This is a genomic window from Janthinobacterium kochi (genome assembly GCF_051380715.1).
Lineage (GTDB): Bacteria > Pseudomonadota > Gammaproteobacteria > Burkholderiales > Burkholderiaceae_D > Janthinobacterium.
In genome coordinates this window covers 46,804-64,506 of record NZ_JBNYXO010000011.1, presented here as the reverse complement: position 1 = coordinate 64,506, position 17,703 = coordinate 46,804, and the positions used below count along the sequence as shown (strand labels likewise).

General features: G+C 63.6%; 17 protein-coding genes and 1 pseudogene. 9 read left to right on the top strand and 9 right to left on the bottom strand.

The window, feature by feature from the left end; all coding sequences use genetic code 11:
- Window positions 1-5: 5 nt before the first annotated feature.
- Genes ACQ4WL_RS21150 through ACQ4WL_RS21130 form a run of 5 tightly spaced genes read right to left on the bottom strand, consistent with a single transcriptional unit; the run spans window position 6 to window position 5,550 of the window.
- Window positions 6-1,058, bottom strand: coding sequence for an ABC transporter ATP-binding protein (locus tag ACQ4WL_RS21150; protein ID WP_436511500.1), 1,053 nt, complete (start codon window positions 1,056-1,058; stop codon window positions 6-8).
- 1 nt (window position 1,059) lies between these two features.
- On the bottom strand, window positions 1,060-2,433 hold the full coding sequence (locus ACQ4WL_RS21145; RefSeq protein ID WP_436511499.1) for a GH1 family beta-glucosidase: 1,374 nt from the start codon (window positions 2,431-2,433) through the stop codon (window positions 1,060-1,062).
- A 27-nt stretch (window positions 2,434-2,460) separates the two neighbouring features.
- Window positions 2,461-3,279, bottom strand: a complete 819-nt coding sequence (locus tag ACQ4WL_RS21140) for a carbohydrate ABC transporter permease (RefSeq protein WP_436511498.1) — start codon at window positions 3,277-3,279, stop codon at window positions 2,461-2,463.
- Window positions 3,276-4,265: a carbohydrate ABC transporter permease gene (locus ACQ4WL_RS21135; protein ID WP_436511497.1), complete on the bottom strand. Its 990-nt coding sequence runs from the start codon at window positions 4,263-4,265 to the stop codon at window positions 3,276-3,278. The genes ACQ4WL_RS21140 and ACQ4WL_RS21135 overlap by 4 nt, the downstream gene beginning before the upstream one ends.
- 7 nt (window positions 4,266-4,272) lie before the next feature.
- Complete coding sequence (locus tag ACQ4WL_RS21130; protein WP_436511496.1) at window positions 4,273-5,550, bottom strand: extracellular solute-binding protein; 1,278 nt, start codon at window positions 5,548-5,550, stop codon at window positions 4,273-4,275.
- A 458-nt stretch (window positions 5,551-6,008) separates the two neighbouring features.
- On the opposite strand from ACQ4WL_RS21130, the gene ACQ4WL_RS21125 reads away from it, so the two are divergent.
- The 3 genes from ACQ4WL_RS21125 (at window position 6,009) to ACQ4WL_RS21115 (ending at window position 8,420) form a co-directional block, all read left to right on the top strand.
- Complete coding sequence (locus ACQ4WL_RS21125; RefSeq protein WP_436511494.1) at window positions 6,009-7,028, top strand: LacI family DNA-binding transcriptional regulator; 1,020 nt, start codon at window positions 6,009-6,011, stop codon at window positions 7,026-7,028.
- 211 nt (window positions 7,029-7,239) lie between these two features.
- Window positions 7,240-7,818, top strand: coding sequence for a superoxide dismutase [Fe] (sodB, locus tag ACQ4WL_RS21120; protein ID WP_071078930.1), 579 nt, complete (start codon window positions 7,240-7,242; stop codon window positions 7,816-7,818).
- 242 nt (window positions 7,819-8,060) lie between these two features.
- Complete coding sequence (locus ACQ4WL_RS21115) at window positions 8,061-8,420, top strand: lysozyme inhibitor LprI family protein (protein WP_436511493.1); 360 nt, start codon at window positions 8,061-8,063, stop codon at window positions 8,418-8,420.
- A gap of 77 nt (window positions 8,421-8,497) precedes the next feature.
- On the opposite strand, the gene ACQ4WL_RS21110 is transcribed toward ACQ4WL_RS21115, so the two are convergent.
- Complete coding sequence (locus tag ACQ4WL_RS21110) at window positions 8,498-10,066, bottom strand: CYTH and CHAD domain-containing protein (protein ID WP_436511492.1); 1,569 nt, start codon at window positions 10,064-10,066, stop codon at window positions 8,498-8,500.
- A 121-nt stretch (window positions 10,067-10,187) separates the two neighbouring features.
- Here ACQ4WL_RS21110 and mgrA point away from each other — a divergent pair, with 121 nt between their 5' ends.
- Window positions 10,188-11,228, top strand: a complete 1,041-nt coding sequence (mgrA, locus tag ACQ4WL_RS21105) for an L-glyceraldehyde 3-phosphate reductase (protein ID WP_436511491.1) — start codon at window positions 10,188-10,190, stop codon at window positions 11,226-11,228.
- Between the two features lie 107 nt (window positions 11,229-11,335).
- Here the strand turns inward: mgrA and ACQ4WL_RS21100 are convergent.
- From ACQ4WL_RS21100 to ACQ4WL_RS21090, 3 genes and pseudogenes are all read right to left on the bottom strand, one after another.
- A pseudogene (locus ACQ4WL_RS21100) lies at window positions 11,336-11,731 on the bottom strand (DUF2244 domain-containing protein); the annotation flags it as partial.
- 85 nt (window positions 11,732-11,816) lie between these two features.
- Window positions 11,817-12,134 carry a hypothetical protein gene (locus ACQ4WL_RS21095; protein WP_436511490.1) on the bottom strand — a complete coding sequence of 106 codons (318 nt, stop codon included), beginning with the start codon at window positions 12,132-12,134 and terminating at the stop codon, window positions 11,817-11,819.
- 128 nt (window positions 12,135-12,262) lie between these two features.
- Window positions 12,263-12,595, bottom strand: a complete 333-nt coding sequence (locus ACQ4WL_RS21090; RefSeq protein WP_436511488.1) for a hypothetical protein — start codon at window positions 12,593-12,595, stop codon at window positions 12,263-12,265.
- Window positions 12,596-12,878: 283 nt separating this feature from the next.
- Here ACQ4WL_RS21090 and ACQ4WL_RS21085 point away from each other — a divergent pair, with 283 nt between their 5' ends.
- The 5 genes from ACQ4WL_RS21085 to ACQ4WL_RS21065 all read left to right on the top strand — a co-directional run bounded on the left by ACQ4WL_RS21085 (window position 12,879) and on the right by ACQ4WL_RS21065 (window position 17,670).
- Entirely contained in the window at window positions 12,879-13,196 is a 318-nt protein-coding gene (locus ACQ4WL_RS21085) for a DUF4148 domain-containing protein (protein ID WP_436511487.1), read from the top strand.
- A 136-nt stretch (window positions 13,197-13,332) separates the two neighbouring features.
- Entirely contained in the window at window positions 13,333-14,745 is a 1,413-nt protein-coding gene (locus ACQ4WL_RS21080; RefSeq protein ID WP_436511486.1) for an efflux transporter outer membrane subunit, read from the top strand.
- 73 nt (window positions 14,746-14,818) lie between these two features.
- Window positions 14,819-15,325, top strand: coding sequence for a MarR family winged helix-turn-helix transcriptional regulator (locus tag ACQ4WL_RS21075; RefSeq protein WP_436511485.1), 507 nt, complete (start codon window positions 14,819-14,821; stop codon window positions 15,323-15,325).
- 10 nt (window positions 15,326-15,335) lie between these two features.
- Window positions 15,336-17,480: an FUSC family protein gene (locus tag ACQ4WL_RS21070; protein ID WP_436511484.1), complete on the top strand. Its 2,145-nt coding sequence runs from the start codon at window positions 15,336-15,338 to the stop codon at window positions 17,478-17,480.
- A complete protein-coding gene (locus ACQ4WL_RS21065) occupies window positions 17,470-17,670 on the top strand; it encodes a DUF1656 domain-containing protein (RefSeq protein WP_070224633.1) in 201 nt (66 codons plus the stop codon). The genes ACQ4WL_RS21070 and ACQ4WL_RS21065 overlap by 11 nt, the downstream gene beginning before the upstream one ends.
- Window positions 17,671-17,703: the final 33 nt, after the last annotated feature.

Genomic DNA, 17,703 nt, shown 5'->3' with positions numbered 1-17,703 from the left:
CGGGGTCAATGGGTGGCCACGGCGCGCCCGGCCGTGTCAAACAGAAAGGCATGGCCTTCTTCCGGCGCGAAGCCGATGGCGCTGCCCTGCGCCAGCGCGTGGCGCGCCTCGCCATGCAGCTTGATGGCCACCGCATGTCTGTCGCCATCGGTGCGGCCGTCAAGCGTCGCGTGGATGATCTGTGCATCGCCCAGCTGCTCGATCAGGGTGACCGTGGCGCCGTAGCCCTCATTGCGCGGCACCAGGCGCAGGTGCTCAGGACGTATGCCGACCAGCATGCCCGCCTCACCTCCGAGCTGGCTGGCCAGTGCCGGCACGGCGGCGCACGGCAAAAAGTTCATGCGCAGCGCGCCGATGAAACCGGCCACGAACTGGCTGGCCGGATGGCGGTACAGGGCCAAAGGCGCGCCCACCTGCTCCAGGTGGCCGCCGTGGAAGACGGCGACGCGGTCACCAAGGGTCATGGCTTCGACCTGGTCGTGGGTGACGTAAATCATGGTGGTGCCCAGTTCCTGGTGCAGCTTGGCCAGCTCGATGCGCGTCTGCACGCGCAGCGACGCGTCGAGGTTGGACAGCGGTTCGTCAAACAAAAACACCTTGGGCTGGCGCACGATGGAGCGGCCGATGGCCACGCGCTGGCGCTCGCCGCCGGACAGGGCCTTGGGCTTGCGCTCGAGCAGGTGCGTGATCTGCAAAATCTCGGCCACCTTGCCGACGGCCGCACGCACTTCGGCTTCCGGCTTGCCCGCCAATTTGAGGGCAAAGCCCATGTTGTCGCGCGCCGTCATGTGCGGATACAGGGCGTAGCTCTGGAAGACCATGGCGATGCCCCGCTCGGCCGGCGCCACGTCGTTGGCCAGCAGGTCGCCGATGCGCAGCTGGCCCGCGCTGATGTCTTCCAGTCCGGCGATCATGCGCAGCAGGGTCGACTTGCCGCAGCCGGAGGGCCCGACGAAGACCATGAATTCGCCATCGTGGATATCAAGATCGAGGCCCTTGACGATTTCCGGGCCGTCGCCGTAGGTCTTGCGGATGCCGCGCAGGGAGATGGCGGCCATGTCAGTGCTCCCCTGCCAAAACCGGCGCATCGGCACGCGCGGCCCGTTGCGCGGCGATGAAGTCGCGGTACCACAGGGCGCTGTCCTTGAAGCTGCGCTGCTGCGTGGCGTAATCGACGTACAGCATGCCGAAGCGCTTGGCATAGCCCGAGTTCCATTCGAAGTTATCCATCAGGCTCCAGTAGAAATAGCCGCGCACGTCGATGCCCTGCGCGATCACGGCGCGCAAGGCGTCCAGGTGCAGCTGCACGTACTCGATGCGCGGCGCGTCATGGATCTTGCCGTCGACAGGCTTGTCGGCGACGGCCATGCCGTTTTCCGTGATGTAGACAGGCGGCAGCCGGTATTCGCGGTGCAGGCCGACGAGCAGCTCCGTCAAGCCTTGCGGATAGGTTTCCCAGCCCATGTCGTTGACACCGAGCTTGCATTCGGGCTTGCGCGGCGGCGTCTCGGCGCTCATGAAAGCGCGCGTGTAGTAATTCACGCCGAGGAAATCGATGGGCTGTTTGATATCTGTGAAATCGTTTTCAAAGATAGCTAAAGCAGAAGCATCTGGATGTTTCAGGGCCAGCGCCGGGTAGCGTCCCTTGAAGATGGCATCCATATACCACTGCACCGAGCGTGCATATTCGAGTTCGGCCAGCTCGCGGTCTTGCGCGCTGTCGGTGGCCGGCGTGGCCGTCCATTGATTGAGCACGATGCCCAGTTTGGCCGGCGCATTCACGGCGCGCATGGCTTGCATGGCCAGGCCGTGCGACAACAGCAGATGGTGCGACACTTGCACGGCGGCCGCCGGGTCGGCCATGCCGGGGGCGAACTGGCCCGTGCCGTGGCCCAGCACGGCCGTGCACCACGGTTCATTGTGCGTGGCGATGCTGGCGACCTTGTGGCCAAAGCGGCGCGCCACCTCGGCCGCGTAGGCGGCGAAGTGATAGCAGGTGGCGCGATTGAGCCAGCCGCCCTCGTCCTGCAAGGCTTGCGGCAAGTCCCAGTGGTACAGGGTTAAATGGGCATCGAGTCCCTTGGCGGCCAGCGCGTCGAGCAGGCGCGCATAGAAATCGAAGCCGGCCTCGTTCCAGGCGCCGGAACCCGTCGGCTGCACGCGCGACCAGGACATGGAAAAACGGTAGGCGTTCACGCCCAGCTTGGCGATCAGCTCCACGTCATCAAAGTAGCGGTGGTAATGGTCGCAGGCCACGTCGCCATTGCTGCCATCGATGATCTTGCCATCCGTGTGACTGAAGGTATCCCAGATGGACGGGCCGCGGCCATCGATGGCGGCGGCGCCCTCGATCTGGTAGGCGCTGGTGGCCACACCCCAGGTGAAGGTGGCGGGAAAGTTGGTATCGGTATCGTCGTTATGCATGGTGGTCATGTCAGTGTGAGTGGATTAAAGAGAGTGCTAGCCTTTGACGGCGCCTTGCGTGAGGCCTTCTATGAGGCGCTTCGAGGCGACAAAAAACATCAGCAGCAGCGGCAGCACGGCGATGGCGGCACCCGTCATCAGCGCGCCCCAATCCGTGTTGTTGGGCGCCTGCATGCTGCGCAGCGCCAGCGGGATCGTGTAGTTCTCGACCGAGCGCATGACGACCAGCGGCGTGATGAAATTGTTCCACGAGTTGATGAAGGTGATCAGCCCCAGGGTGCCCATGGCAGGACCGATCAGCGGCAGCACGACGCGCCAGTAGATGGCGAATTCGCCGCAGCCATCGATGCGCGCCGCCTCGATCAGGTCCCTTGGTATCGCCGTGCCGATGTACTGGCGCATCAGGAAAATCCCCAGCGCGCCGGCCGCGCCCGGCACGTACAGGGCGCGCGGCTGATCCAGCCATCCGAGGAAATCCATCAGCATGAAGGTCGGAATCATATTCATGAAGGAAGGGATGATCATCGACGCCATCACCAGGGTAAACAAGGGCCGCTTGAAGCGGAACTCGTACATGGCGAAGGCATAGCCGCCCAGCGAACAAAAGAACAGGGTCAAAGCGGTGGTCATCAGGGCCACGTACAGGCTGATGCCGATATTGCGCCAGAATGGCAGGCGCTCCTGCAGCAATTCCAGGTTGTTGAGCAAGGCCGTGCCGAACCAGCGCGGCGGCGGCAGGCTGTAGATCTCGGCGCTCGTATGCGTGGCGAAGACGAACATGAAGTAGAACGGCGCGACCATGATCAGGGCGCCGATAGCCACCATGGCGTAGGCCGTCCAGCGCGTGGTTTTCATTTGGCCTCCCTACGCTCGTTGCGGCTGAAGATACGGTTATTCACCCAGGTGGTACTGGCGATGATCAAAAACAGCAGCCAGGAAATGGCCGATGCCGTACCGAAGTCGCCCGAGGAAAACGCCGTCTTGTACACGAAAATGGCCGTCGTCATCACCGACTGGCTCACGCCGCTCGATTCGGCCACCAGCACGAATGGTTCCTCAAACAGCTGCAAATTGCCCATGATGGTGAGCGTGACGGCCAGGTAGATCATGGGGCGCAGCTGCGGCAGGGTGATGTACCAGAATTGCTGGCGTTTCGACGCGCCGTCGATGGTGGCCGCTTCATACAAATCTTTCGGGATCACCTGCAGCGCCGACAGATACAGCACCAGATTCCAGCCCAGGTAGCGCCAGAAGATGACGAAGGCGACGGCCGGCTTGATGAACAGCGAGCTGCCCAGCCAGTCGATCGATTCGGCCGGGAACAGGCCGCCGACCAGCGGCAGGCTGGCGCACCACTCGATCAGCACATTGATCTGGCCATAGTCGCGCGAGAACAGGGTGTTGAAGACCATGGCGATGGCCACGCTGGAGGTGATGAACGGTAAAAAGTAAATGCCGATCACCAGGTTGCGCGAGCGCTTGAAGCTGTTGTGAATGAAGGCCGCCAGCGGAATGGCCACCAGGTGCTGCGGCACACCCGAGGCCAGCGCCAGCCAGAGGGTATTGCCCAGCGAGCGCAAAAACCACGGGTCGCTCAAGGCATACTTGTAGTTGTCCAGGCCCACCCACTGCATGGCTTCCACGCCGCTGGCAGCTTCCCACTGATTGAACGACAGGTAGATGGAAAACAGCAGCGGGAACAGGCTGAAGACGGCGAACAGGATGAAGAAGGGGCTGATGAAGATGTATGGCGCCCACTTCTTCGTGTTGTAGCGTTTCCTGGCGGGCTGCGCTGCAGCAGCTGCGGGCGCGCCCTCGGTACAAGGCATGGAGGTAGTCATGCTGCTCCTAGCGCCGCGCGCGGTGGGTGATCAGGGCCTTGGCGTCGGCCAGCGCCGTCTTGATATCCTTGTTTTGCGCCAGCACGCTTTCCAGCTCCATGTTGACGATGTCGCGCGCCACGGCGTCGAACTTGTCGACGCGGATGACGGGAATTTTCGCCGCCGTGTCGCGCGCCAGCAGGCGCGTCTTCTGGCCGCCGAAATACGCCTGCGGCTCGTCCATCATCGGGTCCGCATAGGCCGCCTTCAATGCCGGGAAGGCGCCGATCTCTTTCAGCGAATGCAGCTGGATATCCTTGTTGACGGTCATGAACTTGATGAATTCCCAGGCCTGGGTCTTATTGGCGGCCTTTTTCGGGATGCCATAGAAGGAACCGCCATACGATGCCAGCGCGCCGGCCGGCAGGTTCGCCGCGCGCCACTGGCCTTTGGAATCGGGCGCCAGCCACTTGGCCAGGTGGCCGCTAAGCCAGGAACCCATCATCTGGCTCGCCACCTTGTCGCGTTTGAAACCTTCGGCCCACTCGCCCGTCCAGGCCACGGTGCGCGCATCGATGCCGGCCACGCGCGCCGTCTTGGCCAGTTCAAACGCTTTCACGAAACGGGGCGAGTCGACCACCACCTGCCCTTTTTCGCCAAAGTAAATGCCTTCGCCATCCTTCAGATTGGCGCGGATATAGATATCGGCCAGGTCGCTGGCACCGGCCAGCAAATAGGTGCCCGTGGCCGCCTTGAGCTTCTTGCCGGCGGCAATGTACGACTCCCACGAAGCCGTCAAATCGCTTTCCTTGATGCCCGCCTTGTCCATCAAGTCCTTGCGGTAGAACAGGGTGCCCGGTCCCAGGTCGGCCGGCATGGCGCCCAGGGTGCCGCGCGAGCTGGTCGCCTGCACGAAGGTGAACGGCACGAACTGGGCGCGGTACTGCCCTGCCCCATAAGGCGGCTGCAGCAAATCTTCCATACCCTTCGATTCGGCGAAGCTGCCGACATAACGAAAATCGATGGCCATCACGTCAGGCAGGCGCGCGCCGGCCGCCAGCGCCGTCGTCATCGAGTTATGGTGGTCATCGATCTGCAGGCTGACCAGCTTGACCTTCACTTGCGGGTACAGCTTTTCCCACAGGGGCAAAGCCGTCTTGACGGCGCGGTCCAGGTCGGGGAAGGAAGCGACAGTGATGGTCGCCGGGGCCAGCGCCGGCACAGGCGGCGCGACGGGGGCGGCGGCCACGCTGGCGGCCAGGGTCAGCGCGGCCAGAGGGGCGGCGCCAAGGATGCTTGACTTCATTATTTCATCTCCGTTTATTGAGCGTCTTCTATCTTGAAAACGTTTTCACAACATGTGTCCATTTAACACTGCAAAGAAAATCAAGTCAACCGAAAAAGTTGTCATTTTTATTGAGGGTAGCGTGGCAAGCTGCACGCCGTGGCGCGTGTTCTCCTATGAAAAAGCGCAAAAATTCGTCATTTTAGCTGCCGTTGTTTTTTGTGAAAACGTTTTCAAGGCAGGTCGGATTAGCGGGGCCGCCGAGGCGCGCAAGCGCGTAATCCGACAACATTGTTGGCGCCAGAGGCATGGTTCCTGCGCGTTGTTGGCTGCGCTGTGTCGGCTTACGCCCTGCGGGCTAAGCCGACCTACCCCGACCTGCACCGACCTGCGGTCGCTCGTGGCCATTTATGGTAATCTTTCGATGAAAAGGTTTTCAGAGCACTGACAACCAGCCATCTTGATACCCAGGAATCACCTTGAACGATAGCGCCCACGCTGCTCCCCCTTCCACCCTGCTCGACGTGGCCCGCCAGGCCGGCGTGTCGCCCAGCACCGTCTCGCGCATCCTGAACGGCACGGCCAGGGTCTCCGACGACAAGCGCGACGCCGTGCTGGCGGCCATCGCGCACATGAAATTCGCGCCGAACCAGATGGCGCAGGGCCTGAAAAAGGGCCGCTCGATGACCATCGGCATCGTGGTGCAAGATATTTCCAGCCCCTTCTTCGACGAAAGCCTGCGCGGCGTGGACGACGGCTTGAAAGACACGGGCTATGCGTCCGTCATCGTCAGCGGGCACTGGAATGCGCAGGAAGAGGCCGACCGCATCCGCCTGCTGCTGGCGCGGAAGGTCGACGGCATCATTCTGCTGTCCGGGCGCATTTCGGACCAGAGCGTGCTCGATTTCTCGCAGCAGCGCCCCATCGTCTCAACGGGCCGCCTGCTGGCCACGAAAAGCGCCATCGGCTTCAAGCTCGACAACGAATACGGCGCCTACCTGGCCGTGCGCCACCTGGTGGAACTGGGTCACCGCCGCATCGCCTTCGTGGCCGGCCCCGCCAACAACACGGATGCGGCCGAGCGCCTGACGGGCTACCAGCGCGCGCTGCGCGAAGCGGATATCGCCATCGATCCGAAGCTGATGGTGGAAGGCGATTTCCACGAGGCAAGTGGCATGCTGGCCATGAACCACCTGTTCGATACGCAGCAGCAGTTCAGCGCCGTCTTTGCCGCCAACGACCTGTCCGCCTATGGCGTGCGCCTGTGCCTGTACCGCAAGGGCATCCGCGTACCCGACGATATTTCGCTCGTGGGTTTCGATGACTTGCCCGGCTCGTCCTACACGACGCCGCCCCTGACCACCATCCACCAGCCCCTGTACGACATCGGCCGCATCGCCACCGAAGCGCTGCTGGGGCTGATCAATGGCGAAGCCGTGCAGGCGGCGATTCCACCACTGGAACTGATCGTCAGGGAAACCACGCGACGCATCCGCTGAGCCGTGCAGATGGTAACTTTTCCACCCGATTCAAGCTAAACGAGAATCACTACGCCAACAGCATCCGCGACGCATGCGGGAATCTGCAGCAATGGCGCATCCGCTTTACAATAGTGGCTCGTTCAGCAAGAATGCTTGGTTCAAGCACGCAGGCTCAACCCTCCGGCCCCGGGCCGGAAGACTCCGAACACTCACCACAAAGGGACATCACATGGAACATACTCTGCCACCACTGCCGTATGAAATGGACGCTCTGGCGCCGCATATTTCGAAAGAAACCCTGGAATACCACTATGCCAAGCATCACCAGGCGTATGTCACCAACTTGAACAACCTGATCAAGGGCACCGAGTTCGAGAACCTGTCGCTGGAAGAGATCATCAAGAAATCGTCGGGCGGCATCTTCAACAATGCAGCGCAAGTATGGAACCACACCTTCTACTGGAACGGCATGAAGCCGGCCGGCGGCGGCGCGCCTACCGGTGCCGTGGCTGACGCGATCAACGCCAAATGGTCGTCGTTCGACAAGTTCAAGGAAGAGTTCACCAAGTCGTGCGTAGGCAACTTCGGTTCGGGCTGGACCTGGCTGGTGCAAAAAGCCGACGGCTCCGTCGACATCGTCAACACCTCGAACGCTGGCTGCCCTTTGACCACCGGCGACAAGCCACTGCTGACCTGCGACGTCTGGGAACACGCCTACTACATCGACTACCGCAACCTGCGCGCCAAGTACGTGGAAACGTTCTGGGGCCTGGTCAACTGGGAATTCGTTGCCAAGAACTTCGCGTAAGCGGTTCCTGACAACGTAAAACGCACGGACCCGCGGCCTGCGCCGCTGTGACGTGTCCTGGAAAGAAGCCTGCGCTTGCGAGCGCAGGCTTTTTTTTGTCCGTGAAGCAGACAAAGGCGGAAGGCACTGGTCAAACGAACAAGATCCGCATGCAGGATATTATAAAATACGCAAGTGCACGCCCGTGCTCATCGGCCAGCTTCGCCGCCATCCCTTGCTGAAAGAAAACAATGAAAAAATTCATGCTTGCCCTGCTCATCCTTGCCTCCGGTTCCGCCTTCGCCAACTCGGCCTGCGACACGCCCCGCAACGACTTCGACGGCCTGTATTGCCTGAACAAGGTGTACCAGGAAGCGGACAAGGAACTCAACGCCAACTACAAGAAGCTTAGCGCCCAGCTCGATGCCAGCGGCAAGCAAAAGCTGAAATCGGGTCAGCTGGCGTGGATCAGCAAGCGCAACCAGAATTGCTCCAAACGCGAATCGTCGGGCTTTTATGTGAACCTCGATTGCGCCACTCAGACCACCATCGAACGCGCGCAATTCCTGCAAGACCGCGTGCGCGAATGCGTCAGTGCCGGCTGCCAGAACAGCAAACTGTGAGCTGAGGCTGCGCTAGCGCAAACGGCAGCGGGCGGCCAGCGCCCATACTGACGGCTCCGAGTCCTTCCGTGTTGCACTCAGGCCGGCAAGCGGGCCGCCTTGAAGCGCCGCCAGGCCTTGTGCATGCGGTCGTCCTTGCCCTGCTGCGCGTGCGCCGCCAGGTAGCCGCGGATGAAGGCCGCGTGCAGCCGCAACCCGTCCTGGGCCGGCAAGTCAGCCTGGGCATCGGGCAATTGCTGCAGCAGCCGGTCGGCCACCTGCACATCGTTGAGCCAGCCCAATTCATCCTGCAGGACCGACAAGCGCCCCACATACGGTTGCACGGCGCGCGCGGAAAACAGCGAGGCAAAGAATTCCGTCGCATAACGCGTCTTCTTGGCCGCGATGCGCACCTGGTGGCGCTGCTGCGGCGAGGCATGCAGCAGGCGCTTGCCGCGCTTCATCAGGCGGCGCTGATCCTTGCGCAGGGTGGCACGGGCAAACGGGAAGACCTGCGCGTCCAGGCGCCGCAATTGGCGCGCCGAACAGCTGTCGCGCCAGGCGCGCGCCTGCAGCCAGCGCTGCAAGCCCAGCATGCAGGCCGTGCAGCGCAGCGACGTGACGGCCTCGGCGGCTTGTACATGCTTGAGCCGCGCCTGCGCGTGCGCCGCCTGCACCAGCGCGGCCGCATCGGCTTGCGCCTCGCCATCGAGTTGCGCCAGCGTATTGCCAGCCAACACATCCCAGTCGCGCGCCTCGCCCAGCGCGCTTCCCAGCCAGTCGAGTTCGCTCTTCACCTCCGCCGGCAGTGCCAGCAGGGACTTGAACATGCCCAGCGCCGAGCGCAAACGGCGCAAGCCCACGCGCATCTGGTGCACGCTTTCCACATCCTCGCCCGCCGCCACGCCATCCTGGTTGCCGCTCACCTGTTCCAGGCAATTGCCGGCGATGGCCAGGAATACCTGCTCCACCGACATCGCCGCGTCCAGCGCCAGAGGCTGCGCCTTGACGGCGCGCAAAGGCTGCGGCGCTGCGAGGCGGTAGCCGCGCTCCGCCTTGCTCATGTGGCCCAGCTGCAGCGGCACGTCTTGCAGCAAGGCCAGCGCCACGTCGAACAGGCTGGCGGCCTGCCCTTGCTTCAACTCCAGCTCGATCTCGCTGACGGCCACGCTGCGTATGGCACCATCGGCACCGTTCGCACCGCTTTCAATGACACCCTGGTCCAGCACGCATTCGATCTGGTCGCCCTGCGGCGTGCGCAGCTGCCAGACGGTGCGCTCGATGCGCGTGGTAAACACGGGCTGCAAGGCGTCGCGGATGGCATCCTGGCGCAGCAGCGCACGGATGGGCTGCTTGCGGCCGATGGCAGAGTCGAGCACAGCGAGATCCGGTTGCGGCCCAAGCACGTCGTCTTCCCATTCATGGCGGCTGTGCAAGCCGCCGCTGACATTGCCGCCCGCCTTCAAGGTTTGCACCCAGCGCCCGTCCACCTGGCGCACGCGCAAGCCCGCCTGGTGGTGGCACAGCTGCAAATCGGGCGTATCGACATAGATATCGTGCATCTGCAGCAGTTGCGGCGCACCTTGCGCATACTGCGCCAGCAAAGGGTGCGCGCGCAGCCGCGGCGCGTCTTGCGGTGCCAGCAACAATTTCAATTCGATTTCCATGACCGCTCCTTGCGAGATTCCTCAACGCCTATTGTAAGGCGCGTCCGGTCGCGCGCAAGGAGCACGCACGCCCACCTTGATTTTGCGCGAAAATAAGCGCTTCATTCAACCGGGAGATGCCATGACTTACCACGCCGCCGAGAACCGCTACGACAGCATGCCATACCGCACCTGCGGGCGCAGCGGGCTGAAACTGCCGCTGCTGTCCCTGGGACTGTGGCACAACTTTGGCGACAGCAACCATCTGGCCTCGCAGCGCGACATGCTGCGCACGGCCTTCGATCTGGGCATCACGCATTTCGACCTGGCCAACAATTACGGGCCGCCATATGGCAGCGCGGAAAGCAATTTCGGCAAGCTGCTGCGCGACGATTTCCTGCCTTACCGCGATGAGCTGATCATTTCCACCAAGGCGGGCTGGGACATGTGGCCTGGACCGTACGGCCAGGGCGGCGGTTCGCGCAAATACGTGCTGGCCAGCCTGGACCAGAGCTTGCAGCGCCTGGGCCTGGACTACGTCGACATCTTTTACTCGCACCGCTACGACGCCGACACGCCGCTGGAAGAAACCATGGGCGCGCTGGCCACCGCCGTGCAGCAGGGCAAGGCGCTGTACGTGGGCCTGTCGTCGTATTCGCCGCAAAAGACGGCCGAGGCGGCCACGCTGCTGAAGGAGTGGAAAGTGCCGTGCCTGCTCCACCAGCCTGCCTACAATATGCTCAACCGCTGGATCGAGGAAGATGGCTTGCTCGATACCCTGCAAGCGCAAGGCATGGGCTGCATCACGTTCACGGCGCTGGCGCAGGGCTTGCTCAGCGACAAGTACCTCGATGGCGTGCCGCAGGATGCGCGCGTCAACCGCCCCGGCGGCGGCTCGCTGCTGCAAAAGCACCTGAGCGCGGAAAACCTGGCCCGCGTGCGCGCCCTGAACCAGATCGCCGCGCAGCGGGGGCAGACCCTGGCGCAGATGGCGCTGGCCTGGGTGCTGCGCGATCCAAGAGTCACATCGACCCTGATCGGCGCCAGCAGCAGCGCGCAAATCCGCGAAAACGTGGCCGCGCTGCAGCAACTGACGTTTACGGCAGAGGAACTGGCGGCCATCGACGTGCAGGCGCGTGAAGGCCATATCAATCTGTGGGAAGGCCCGTCGCGGGCCGTGTAAGGCGGTTGCGGTGGCGCTGGCGGCGACATTGGCGGTGGCAGCAGGGCCAGCAGTTCCTGCGCCACCTGCCGGCGCCGCTCGGGCGTGGCGAACACGCCCACCTCCACCTGCGCGCCGCCAGCGCCGCCAGCGCCGCTATCATGGATATGTATCAACTGGCGCGGCCAGTGCGGCACATCAACGCGCGTGCGCCATGGGGAAAAGTGGTGGCACCGGCAGTGGCCGGCGCTGACCTGTTCGACGATCAGCTCGCCGTCGCGCAGGGCGATATGTTCATAGTCGCGCACATGGCGCAGGTAGTGCAGCAGGGCGACGGCCACCAGGCCCAGTTCGGCGAACGAAAAGATGAGAATGGTCCCGAGGCCGCGCAGCGCAAAGGCGGCGGCAATCGCCAGGGAAAACAGGCATAACAAACCATAGGCACGCAGCAACTGGCGCGCCGTCAAGGCACTGTGGCGCGCCAGCAGCCATTGCGGCTGCTCGCGCGAGTGATCGCGTGGCATGGCACCTCCCGCACTATCGTTCCATCACTCTACCACCGCCGCGGCCCTCGCGGCGGCCGCCAAGTTCAGCCAGATCGCGCCCGGGTCAGGCGCCCATCCGCACCAGCGCATGGCCCACATGCTGCCACCAGCGATCGCGCGACTTGACCTGCTTCAGGCAAGACGTGTCGATTTCCGTAGGGAACACGTGATCCTGGCAAGCCTTCGTTTCCAGGGCATAGCGCTGGTTTTCCGCCGCCGCCAGGGCCACGACGAGCCAGAACGCCAGCGCCAGCAATATCACCAGCAAACTCCAGGCCAGGTGATTGGTGTTACTTTTATCACCAAAAAACTCACGCGGCCGCGTCTCGCGGTACATCGACATCAAGTCTTTTTCTTTCTCTTCCGACATCTGCGTTTGCATCCTCTGACATCCTATCCTGTGCCGGCCGGCTGGCCATGGCGGCGCGCACGCCGCCTTGTCCGCATTTTACGCTGATGACGCGGGAGAGACAGTAATTCGTGGCAGCCATTCGCGGCAGGCAAGCAGGATCAGGGACGCGGCAGCGGCGCGCGCGGCGCGCCCTCCCCCTCGCCCTCGCCCGCCTCTGCCGGCTGGACGGGCGCCATGCTTTCCACATGATCGACGTCGATATCGCCGCCATCGGGCGCCGTATTCTGCGGCTCCACGCCAGCGCGCTCGCCCGTGCCGGCCGCATCGCTGTCGCTATCGAGCTCTTCCGGGTCCTGGCCCGGCACACCCTGCATGTCGCTGCCGCTGTCGGAACTGTCGCTGGGACCGAGCGCGCCCTTGCCATGGCCGCTGCCCAGGACGCGGTCGGGCGTGACGGGCAAATTGTCCGGATCGAGTGTGCTGCTGCTCATGGCTGCCTCCGTTGATCAAAAAACCAGCTTACTCCCCTGGCCTGGCCAGCGGCGCACGCCTGCACGGCATTGCCCCGGGGAAATGCGGCATCGCACAAATTTCTTTAAAAATTACTTCACAAATGTACTATTCATTGCTATAGTTAATTCAAGTAAGCATCTTCTCATCCAGAAACTGCTTCATCGGCGGCGCGGCACCCACCAGCGCCATGCCGCCGAACCGACCGGTACGTGGCGAGCCGGCCCATCCACCCAGCCATCATGCACATTTTGGAGTCTTATCATGCAAGCCAAATCACTCATCGCAGCATTGTTTGCCATCACCACCGCCACTTCGGCTTTTGCCCAAAGCGCCGCGCCTGCCACCACGGGCCAGCAATTGTCGCGCGAGCAAGTCACGGCCGAATACATCCGTGCCCGCAACGCCGGCGAAATCGCCACCAGCGAAGTCGACTACCCGAAAACGCCAGCCACCGCCGCCAGCAAGGTGACACGCGAACAAGTCATGGCCGAGTTCTACGCCGCCCGCAAGGCTGGCCTGATCCCGCAAACGGAAGCGGACTTTGATGTCGCGCAAACGGCAAAACACGTCGTGCAATAAGAAACCAGTCGGCCGGTTTCAGTCACACAATCAGTAACACACCTCAGTTGCGGCGCAGCATACCGGGCCACTCCCGGCGCTCACCGCGGCGAGCTGTCCGCAGCACCCCCAACACGATCTCTCCCGGAGTCCCTGCATGTCCCTGCACCGCCGCTTGCTTGCCGCCAGCCTGATCCTTGCCTTGAGCGCGTGCGCCGACATGGGCCATATCGCGCCGCAATCGGCCATGCTCGACGCTAACAAGTTGCAGGCGAGCCAGGCCATGGATGCCGCCGCCAGCGCCGCCATACAATGGCCGCGCGCGCAATGGTGGCAAGACTTGCACGACCCCCAGTTGAACCGTTTGATGGAGCAGGCGCTGGCCGACAGTCCCACCCTGCGCGGCGCCCAGGCGCGCGTGCGCCAGGCCGAGGCGCTGGCCGGCGCGTTTGAAGACAAGACCCGCCCGCAAGCGGACGCGAATGTCTCCATCAACCGCGAACTGTATTCGCAGCACGGCAGCACGCCGGCGCCGCTGGCCGGCAATTACGCCTGGCGCAACCAGGCCACCGTGACGGCTTCGTACGACCTGGACCTGTGGGGCCGCAACCGCGCCGCCCTGTCCGCCGCCCTGGGCGACGTGCAGATGGCCTCGGCCGAATCGCAGATGGCCCGCCTGGCCCTGGAAACGGCGCTGGTGCGCACCTACATCCAGCTGTCGTATGAATTCCAGCTGCAGGACGTGATCGAACGCAGCCTGGCGCAGCGCGCCCGCATCCTCGACATCACGCGCCAGCGCAAGGCCGCCGGCATCGGCACCGACATCGACGTGGCGCAGATAGAGACCACCTTGCCGGCGGGCCGCCGCCAGCTGGAGCAGTCGGCCGAGTCGCTGGCCCTGCTGCGCAACCAGCTGGCGGCCCTGGCGGGCAAGGGGCCGGCGGCCGGTGCGGCGCTCACGCGCCCCGTACTGCGCCTGGATCAGCCGCTGGCCATTCCCGCCGCCCTGCCGGCCGACCTGATCGGCCGCCGCCCCGACATCGCGGCCCAGCGCTGGAGAGTCGAAGCGGCGGCGCAGCGCATCGACTCTGCCAAGGCCGAGTTTTACCCGAACGTCAACCTGGTGGCCTTTGCCGGCTTCCAGGCCTTTGGTTTCAGCCACTTTCTTGACGCCAACTCGGACATCCGCGGCGCCTCGCCCGCGCTGAGCCTGCCCATCTTTGCCGGCGCCCGCCTGCGCGCCCAGCTGGGCAGCCAGACGGCCGTGTACGACGGTGCCGTGGAGCAGTACAACGCCACCGTCATCAACGCCATGTCGGATGTGGCCAATGCCGTCACCCGCGCCCAATCGCTGGCCAAACAGCACCAGTTGACCGTGCAGGCGCTGGCCACGGCGCAGCGCGCGCGCGACCTGGCGGAAAAGGCGTACAAGGCGGGCATGAGCGACGCCATCGCCATGCTCAACACCCAAGTGGCACTGCTGGCGGAAGAACAGCAGCAGGCGCAAAATGGAGCGCGCGAACTCGATCTGTACGTTTCCTTGATGAATGCACTGGGAGGCGGAATCTAGTGTTGCAATCCTGGTATTGCACTAGCCCAACAAGATACAATCGGAACTTTATTCATACATGAAGGAATAGGACATGACCGCTTTTGACGCCACCTCCAAGCGGCTGCAAAACATCCGCACGCGCATGCCAGGCTTCCCCATGGAACTGATGCGCCTGTTGCGCATGACGTACCACATTCAAAAAGGCATGAAGGACTTGACCAATGCCGCGCTGAAAAAGCATGACCTGGTCGATGCCAGCTACATGGTGCTCGCCGTACTGTACGGCACGGATGACGAAACCTCGAACGCCTGCACCCTGGGCATGGCCTGCCATGAAAAGCCGGCCAACCTGACGCGCGTGTGCAACGACCTGGAAACGCGGGGCCTGATCCACCGTGGCACGCGCCCCGGCGACCGCCGCTCGGTGATGATATCGCTGACCGACAAGGGCCGCGCCCTGATCGAAACGGCGCTGCCCGACGTGTACCAGGAAACCTCGGCCCTGTACGAAGGGTTGACGGAAGAAGAACTGCAAGTGCTCGACAAGCTGTACATGCGCCAGCTGCGCAACCTCAACAATCTCCACCACCAGAACTGATAGCCTATCGATGACGCCAGCCACAGCAACAACATTCAAGCAAGGCCCCCTGTCCCGGGCGGCCCACTGGCTGGCGCTGGTGCTGCAGGACTGGCGCACGACGGAAGGCGAACGCTGGATCTACATCGGCAAGACCCTGATCGCTGCGTTCTGCGCCCTGTGGCTGGCCTACCGCCTGGGACTCGATTCGCCCAGCACGGCGATGACCACCACCATCATCCTGGCCCTGCCCAGCAGCGGCATGGTGCTGGAAAAAAGCTTTTACCGCCTGTGCGGCACCCTGCTGGGATGCACGGCCGCGCTGACCCTGATCGGCCTGTTCCCGCAGCAGCCCGTGCTGCTGTTCGCCGGCCTGGCCCTGTGGGTGGGCCTGTGCACGAGCGGCTCGGCCCTGCACCGCAATGCCCAGTCGTATGTGTATGTGCTGGCCGGCTACACGGCCTGCATGATCCTCTTGCCCGCCATCGAGCAACCGATGCAGGTGTTCGCGCTGGCCGTCACGCGCGTGGCCGAAGTCGGCCTGGGCATCATCTGCTCGGCGTTTGTATCCAGCGTGCTGCTGCCGCGCCACCAGGGCACGCAAGTGATGCGCACGGTGCAGGCGCGCTACGGCAAATTCCTCACCTTCTGCCAGGACGTGCTGCAACAAAAACTCACGCCGGCGCAGGTGGAACTGACGCACCTGCAATTTGCCGCCGACGTGGCGGCGCTGGAACTGGGTCGCTCGGCAGCCCTGTTCGAAGTCACCAGCAAAGTGGGTCACGTGCGTGCGCAAAACCGCAAGCTGCACGCCTTCAACGCCACCTTCATGACGGCGCTGACCACCTTCTACACCTTCCACCGCCTGTTCGACCGCCTGCAGCGCGATGGCGAAACACAAGTCATGCAGGCGTGCGCGCCCCTGTACGCCATCGTCGCCGAAGCGCTGCAAGCGACGCCTTCGCAAGACTCGCTCGACACCATGCAGCGGCACCTGCAAACGGCGCTGGCGCTGGCGCGCGCAGACATCGATAGCGCGACCATCGTGCATGCGCAGCGCATCGATTTCGACACTATATGCGAGCTGCTGGAACGCTTCGCGCGCGACATGAGCCGCTTTCACGAAGTGTATTTCAGCCTGGCGCACGATACGCCGCTGGAAGTGAGCACGCCGCAGGCGTATGCGCCGAAGACGCCGCCAGCACTGGTGATCGCCAGCGGCGCGCGCGCGGCCATCAGCCTGCTCCTGCTGGCTCTGGGTGCCTACTTCCTCGCCTGGCCCTACGCCAGCACGGCGATGCTGATGGCGGCCGTGTTCTGCGCGCTGGCATCGTCCTCGCCGCGCCCCATCCTGATGATCCGGCAAGTGCTGGCGGGCTTTTTGATCGCCATGCCCCTGTCGCTCGTGTGCGTGTACTTCGTGCTGGTGCACGGCGACGGCTTCCCCATGCTGGTACTGAGCTTTGCACCGTTCCTCGCCATCGGCCTGTATTTGATGACGAATCCGGCCAAGCTGGGCGTGGGCCTGGGCGTGACGACCTTCATCACGCAGATGGCGCCGACTAATGTGATGCATGTCGATGGCGCGGCCTTTTTGAATACGGGCATGGCCCTGATCGTCGGCCTGATGCTGGCCGCCCTCGTGTTTGCCGTGCTGCTGCCCGAACACACGATGGGCCACAAGGACCACATCGGCCCGGCCCTGTGGCGCGAAGCGCTGCATGCGTGCACGGCGCCCGCGCGAAGAGTCAAACACCGCTTCGACAACCGCGTGCGCGACCTGCTCAGCCAGCTCAATGCGGCGGCCGGACCGGCGCCGGGTGTCGCCACGCGCGCCGTCGTGCGCCAGGCCTTGACCCTGCTGGAAATCGGCCACTCGGTGATCGAGCTGCGCGAACTGATCGCGACCGCCCGCCCGGGCGCCACGCGTCACGCGCTGCAGCAGTGCGTGGAGCACATCGCCGGCTGGCTGCGCACGCGCAGCGACACGGCGCTGCAAGCGGCGCTGGCCGCCACCCTGCAGGCGGGCGCCGTGGTGCGCGCAGCCCAGACGGAAGTCGATGCAAGCGCCGAACGTAGCGCGCGCCTGCAGACCGCGCTGGCCGACCTGCACTCGATCTACACCTCATTACTCGACCATATGGCGCCTGGCGCCGGAGACCACCATGCCGCGTGAATTCGCCCTGTTCGGAATTTTGATTCCCACCCTGCTGCCCCTGTTCATCCTCAGCATCGGCCTGCAAACCCTGCTCGACCGCGTGCTGGGCTGGCTGGGCGTGTACCGCATGGTGTGGCACCCCTCGCTGGCGCGGCTGTGCATCTTCATCGCCATCTTCGGCGCGCTGGCTCTATCGCTTTACAAATAGCTCTACAAATATAGAAAACTGTTCAACCCAATC